The organism is Castellaniella sp., from assembly GCF_049671645.1.
In the GTDB taxonomy this organism is placed as follows: Bacteria; Pseudomonadota; Gammaproteobacteria; order Burkholderiales; family Burkholderiaceae_B; genus Castellaniella.
In genome coordinates, this window is the sequence record NZ_JBATVG010000012.1 from 1 (window position 1) to 5985 (window position 5985).

Below are 5985 nucleotides of genomic sequence, written 5' to 3' on the forward strand. Positions count from 1 at the left end.
TCCGCAACCGCAAGGCCGGCTACGCCGTCAGCATCGTCAAGGCGGGCGCCCGCATCGTCGGCCATTCCGCCGGCCCCGTGCGTGCGCCGCTGGCCGAACTGAACGCCCAGGAAGAAGCCTCCCTGCGCGAACTCATCGAAGCCCTGCCCGCCTGAGCGTCACCGGCGCAGCGGACATCTGCCGGAACGGCCCCTCAGCGGGGCCGTTCCGCTATTCAAGTTCGTCGCGAATACGCCAGCATCACGATGCTGCCCAGCACCACCGCCCCGCCCAGCAGCTGCAGGCCGCCAAAGACCTGATCCAGCAGCAACCAGCCAAACAGCAGGCTCGCCACCGGTTCGATGTTCATGACCGGCGCGTTGCGCGCCATGTTCAGGCGCGGCACGAAGATGAACAAGACGGAAAAGGCAGTCGCATACAGCACGGACAAGGCCAGCAAGGCCAGCCACCCCGAGCTGCTGGCGGGGGGATTCATGCCGCCCGGCACCACGCCCGCCGCCCCGGCCACCAGCATGCCGCCAAACACGATCAGGATCGTGTAGAGACTGCGCACAGCCCCAGGCAACGCCCCCAGGCGATGTTCCGTGATCCACAGACCGCACGCGAACATGCAGGCCGCCGCAAAGGCGAATCCCACCCCCGCCCGCCAGGCGGGGGTGATCTGCCCGGACGAAGACAGCCAGGCGGGCAGATCCAGCACCAGCACCAGTCCGCACAGAATCAGGCCCATCAGAAAGCAGATGCGCCGAGTGGGCGGACGCCCGCCCAACAGCCAGGTCAGCAGGGCCAGCATGATCGGGAACGTATTGCCGATCAACAGCGCCAAGGCCACTGGAATGCGCGCCACAGCCGAATACAGGCACAGGCTTTGCAGTGCAATCAGCACACCCAGAATGATCTGCCACTTTGCCAGGCCCGGTTCCAAGCGCAAACGGGGTTGCTGCCACAAGACGAACGCAATCAGCGCCAGCAAGGTCAAGCCGGAGCGACACATGATTGCCAGCAGCAAACCCGCCTGACTGTCGAAGGCCAGGCGGGCCGCCACGTGATTCGCGGCAAACAGGGAGCCGACCGCCAGCAGCACGGCGACTGCGGTGCGGTTCGGCAAAGAAGAAGACATCATGCGAAAAAACCTCGCCCCATCGTCAGAACACCAGCTGCCCGGGCAGCCAAAGAGAAAATGCCGGCACGTACGTGACCAGCGCCAAGGCTACCAGCAAAGCGCCATAGAACGGCCAGATGGTGCGCATGACCGTCCCCACAGATACCTGCCCGATGGCGCAACCGACAAACTGCGTCGTACCCACCGGCGGCGTATTCAGCCCCAGCGCGCAATTCAACAGCATGACGATCCCGAACTGGACCGGCCCCATGCCGTACTGCATGCAGATCGGCAGGAAAATCGGCGTGCAGATCAGTATCGTGGCGGCCATGTCCAGGAACGTACCCAGTATGAACAAGGCGATATTCACCATCAGGAAGATCGCCCACGGACTGTCCGAAACCGCAGCCATTAAAGCACCGGTTTTCTCGGCGACGCCATAGAACCCGATCAGATAGCCGAAAGTCGCCGAAATCCCGATCAACAGCAATACGACGCCGGTCGTCTGGACGGCCTTGGCGGCGGCCGCGAGGAACTGCCGCCACTTCAAGGAACGATAGACCAGCACCGTCAGGCCCAGGGCGTACAAGGCGGCGACGGCGGCGGACTCGGTGGCGGTGAAGACCCCGCTCAGGATCCCCGCAATGATCAGCACGATCACCAGCATGCCCGGCACGGCGGCGGCCATCGCTCGCCACACGACTCCCCATCCCGGGAACTGCCCGGCCGGATAGCCTCTGTGCCGCGCGACCAGATAGGCAGCCGCCAGATTGCACACCGTCAACAGCACCGCGGGCACGATGCCCGCGACGATCAGCGCGGCGATGGAGACCTGCCCGCCGGCGGCCAGCGTGTAGATGATGATGTTGTGGCTGGTCGGCATGAGCGCGCCGACCAGCGCGGCATGCGTCGTCACATTGACGGCGTAGTCCGCATGGTAGCCTTCGCGCTTCATCATCGGAATCATGACCGACCCCATGGCCGACACGTCGGCAACCGGCGAACCCGACACCCCGCCGAACAAGGTGCATGCCAGCACGTTGGACATGCCCAGACCGCCTCGGACATGCCCCACCAGCGCTTTGGCGAAAGCGACGATACGATCCGCCACGCCTCCGTGCAACATCAATTCCCCGGTGAAGATGAAAAACGGGATGGCCAGGAATGAAAAGGCATTCATGCCTGACGTCATCTGCTGAAACGCGACGGCGATCGGCAGGTCTTCATAGACGATGGCGGTGATCGAGGCCAGGCCGATCGAAAAGGCGACCGGCACGCCCAGCACCAGAAAGCCCATGAAGGCAAAGGAAAGGATAGTCAGAGCCATGCGGATTCCACCTTCTTGTTGCGCAATACCGCGATCATGTGTTCGATGGAGAAAATGGCGATCAGGATGCCGGCGATCAAGGCCGGTGTGTACTTCCACCCCTCGGAAAGCCCCAGGTTGGGGATCTTGTAGGCATGGACCGACTCCGCCAGAATTGTGCAATTCCAAGCCATCAATATGCCGAACACCAGCACCAGCGCGTGAATCAGCAAGAGCAGCGGGCGGCGGCGCGCTTCCGGCACCAGCAGCAGGATCGACTCAAAGCCGATATGCGTGCCGTCCCGCACGCCGACGGCGGCGCCCAGCATGGTGACGTACAAGACCAGCAACAGCGACAGGCTCTCGGCCCAGGTCGGCGTGTCATTCAGGACGTGGCGTCCGAAAACCTGAAAGGCCACGGCGGCCAGCAAGGCCACCATGCCGACGACGCTGAGTATTCTGCACGAGCGCGCCAACCACACGCAGAGCCTCGTATAACCGTCCATCAGACCCGTCAAGCAGCCGGCCGAGGCAGTGCGGCCGCCAGCCGCCGCGCCACCAAGGCCGGTATCGTGCAGGCGGCGCACCTTACTTCACCGCTTGAATGCGCTGAACCAGATCGCGCATCTCGTCGGTGGTGACGAAACGGTCATACACCGGCTTCATGACGGCCTGAAATGATGCCTTGTCGGCCTCGACCACCTGGGCGCCGCCTTTCTTCACGATCTCCAGGGACTTGGCCTCGCGCTCGGCCCACAGCTTGCGCATGTAGGGAACGGATTCCCGGGCGGCATCGCGGATGATCTTGCGATCGGCTTCCGGAAGCTTGTCCCACTGCCGTTTTGAAAACAGCAGGATCTCCGGCGTCATCGTATGTTCGGTCTTGGAAAAATACTTGGCGACCTCGTAGTGATGCGCGCTTTCATAGCTAGGGTAATTATTTTCCGCCGCATCGATCAGCCCCGTCTTCAAAGAGGTATAGACCTCTCCCAGGGGCATCGGGGTCGCATTGGCGCCGATGGCCTCGATCATCGCCACCGACAGATCGGATTGCTGCACCCGGATCTTCGCTCCTTTGGCATCCGCGACGTTGGCGATGGGCTTACCCCGGGAATACATCGATCGCGCCCCGCTGTCATACCAGGCCAGGCCCACGAAACCTGCTTGTTCGCAGGATTTCAGAATCTGTTCCCCGATAGCGCTGTCCAGGACCTTGTGCAGGTGTTCCGTCGATCTGAACAGGAATGGCAACGACGGGATCCGCGTGACCTCGCAGATATTGTGCATGGCGGCGCTGCTGACCCGGGTCATCGACAGCGCGCCCAGCTTCACCTGTTCGATCGAATCGCCCTCGCTGCCCAGGGCGCTGCCGGAAAAGACCTTGACCGTGATGCGTCCCTGGCTGCGCTCCTTGATCAGATCGCCCATCTTCTGGACGGCCATGACGGTGGGGTAGCCCTCCGGGTGTATATCCGCCGACCGCAATTCAAGCGCCTGGGCCGAACCGACTCCGGCCGACAGCAGGCCCGCCGCAGCGGCCATTGAAACGAGCTTCAAATTCAGTTTGAACATGTCTTCCTCTCTCTTTTAAGAACTGTTTTATTTTTCAAACGGAAACTACAAGCACTGCGAGACCTACAAAAAACTGTGGCCTGCCAAGGCAAGCCACAAGAGTCATGAAATGATGCAGGCGGATTCTGCTATGCCGCACACCCCGGGGTTCAGGGCGAAGACGGCTCCATCCAGCGAATGCGGCGCCGCATCGGGCAGGCGGATCGAAGTCACGAACAGGGTATCCAGATCCTTGCCGCCGAATGCGCACATGGCGGGTTTCGCCACGGGCACGCGCATACTGCGATCCAGCCGGCCCTCCGGCGTGTAGCGGTGCACCAGCCCCGCATCATTGCCGCAGATCCAATAGCAACCCTCGGCGTCGATGGCCGCGCCGTCCGGCCGGCCTGCGGCCAGCGCCTCGATGAACAGGCGGCGGTTGCGCGGCATACCCTGCTCGATGTCGTAGTCAAAGGCCCAGACGCGCTGCTGCTGCGGATGCGAATCGGACAAATACATCGTCCTGCCATCCGGACTGAAGGCCAGACCATTAGGCACGAGCATGCCGTCGAACACCTGCTCCAGGCGCAGGTCCGCATCCCGACCCGCCAGGCGATACAGAGCGCCGACGGCGGCAGGTTGAGACATGTCGGACAGCATCGTGCCGGCCCAGAAGCGCCCCTGCCGGTCGCAACGCCCATCGTTGAAGCGCATCCCCGCGCGCGCATGCGGGGCCTTGACCAGCCTTTCGGCGGCCAGCGTCTGGTCCGGACCCGGCGTCAGGCGATAGATGCCGTCTTCCATGCCGCCTACCCAGCCGCCCGAGGGCAGCGCCGCAATGCAGCTCAGTTGCTGGCCGGCGCGCCAGCTGGCATGCTGCTGATCGCCCGGCCGCCAGCGATGCAGGATGCCCGCCGGGATATCCACCCAATACAGGGCTTGCTCGCCCGCATGCCAGACCGGGCTTTCCCCCGTCTGGTTGCGCAGCTGCACGACCACTTCCGCCTTCCCGGCGGAGCTCGTGGCGCGCCGCACGGGCGGGGTCTGCTCGTAAGGCCCCGCCGCCGTAAACGCTCCGCCCTGATAGACGGCATCGGGATCATCGGGAGACAGCTCGGGCTGGCGTTCGACGTCGGCGCGATAGACCTCGGAACTGTCCTGCGGCTGATAGCCCAGGACCGCCGCCCCGTTGTTGTCCCACCAGACGTCCCGATTGGCCGACACCCCGTAGACGACGGTATGACCGACTTCCGGCGTGAACAGGCCGCGGCGCACCAATTCCGTCAGGTCGCGGTAACTGAGCCAGGTATGCATCATCCGGCGGTTGCGCGGCTGGGGAAAGGACGATCCGATCCGCATGCTGACGGTCTCGATGCCGTAGCGGTCATGATAAAAATTCGCCAGATCCTCGCCGAACGACTTGGACAGGCCGTAATAGCCGTCGGGACGCCGCGCGGAACGACTGTCCAGGCGCACGCCTTGCTTGTGAAAGCCGATGACATGGTTGGAACTGGCAAACACGATCCGCCGCACGCCGTGGCGGCGCGCCGCCTCGTAGAGGTGATATGTGCCCCGGATATTGGCCTCTATGATTTCCTCGAAGGGCCGCTCGACCGAAATTCCACCCAGGTGCACGACGGCATCCACACCTTCCATCAAGGCGTCCACCGCGTCCTTGTCGGCGAGATCGCACGGGACGACCTCCTCGTGGTCGCCCGCAGCGGGCGCCATGGGAGCGATATCGGACAGGCGCAACACCCGGGCATAGGGTCGCAGCAGATCGCGCAGGACTTTGCCCAGGCCTCCGGCTGCGCCCGTCAGAAGGATGCGGCCCAGGACCTGGGCGCTTTGAGGATTGGCGGTCATGGATGCTCCGTTCAAAGGGCTTCGATCAAGGTCCGCAGGGAGGCTTCTTCCTGGGCGTTCAGTTCGGCCAGCGGCGCACGCACGGGGCCGGCGGAATGGCCGACGATGCGGGCGCCCGCCTTGACGATGCTGACGGCGTAGCCGGCCTTGCGGTTGCGGA

5 protein-coding genes and 3 pseudogenes are annotated in these 5985 nt (G+C 63.6%); 1 reads left to right on the forward strand and 7 read right to left on the reverse strand.

What is annotated here, in order from left to right; all coding sequences use genetic code 11:
* Positions 1-155 (forward strand): annotated as a pseudogene (locus WBG56_RS03650) (5-dehydro-4-deoxyglucarate dehydratase); the annotation flags it as partial.
* A gap of 59 nt (positions 156-214) precedes the next feature.
* On the opposite strand, the gene WBG56_RS03655 reads toward WBG56_RS03650, so the two are convergent.
* The 7 genes and pseudogenes from WBG56_RS03655 to WBG56_RS03685 all read right to left on the reverse strand — a co-directional run.
* Entirely contained in the window at positions 215-1123 is a 909-nt protein-coding gene (locus tag WBG56_RS03655) for an EamA family transporter (RefSeq protein ID WP_424265359.1), read from the reverse strand.
* A 22-nt stretch (positions 1124-1145) separates the two neighbouring features.
* Entirely contained in the window at positions 1146-2429 is a 1284-nt protein-coding gene (locus WBG56_RS03660) for a TRAP transporter large permease (protein WP_424265361.1), read from the reverse strand.
* Positions 2420-2914, reverse strand: coding sequence for a TRAP transporter small permease (locus WBG56_RS03665; protein WP_424265363.1), 495 nt, complete (start codon positions 2912-2914; stop codon positions 2420-2422). The genes WBG56_RS03660 and WBG56_RS03665 overlap by 10 nt, the downstream gene beginning before the upstream one ends.
* Before the next feature lie 82 nt (positions 2915-2996).
* Positions 2997-3980, reverse strand: coding sequence for a TRAP transporter substrate-binding protein (locus WBG56_RS03670; RefSeq protein ID WP_424265365.1), 984 nt, complete (start codon positions 3978-3980; stop codon positions 2997-2999).
* 102 nt (positions 3981-4082) lie between these two features.
* The gene (locus WBG56_RS03675) at positions 4083-4994 is read right to left on the reverse strand and encodes an SMP-30/gluconolactonase/LRE family protein (protein ID WP_424265367.1); all 912 of its coding nucleotides are present in this window, start codon (positions 4992-4994) and stop codon (positions 4083-4085) included.
* A 15-nt stretch (positions 4995-5009) separates the two neighbouring features.
* Positions 5010-5825 (reverse strand): annotated as a pseudogene (locus WBG56_RS03680) (NAD-dependent epimerase/dehydratase family protein); the annotation flags it as partial.
* Between the two features lie 11 nt (positions 5826-5836).
* A pseudogene (locus WBG56_RS03685) lies at positions 5837-5985 on the reverse strand (5-dehydro-4-deoxyglucarate dehydratase); the annotation flags it as partial.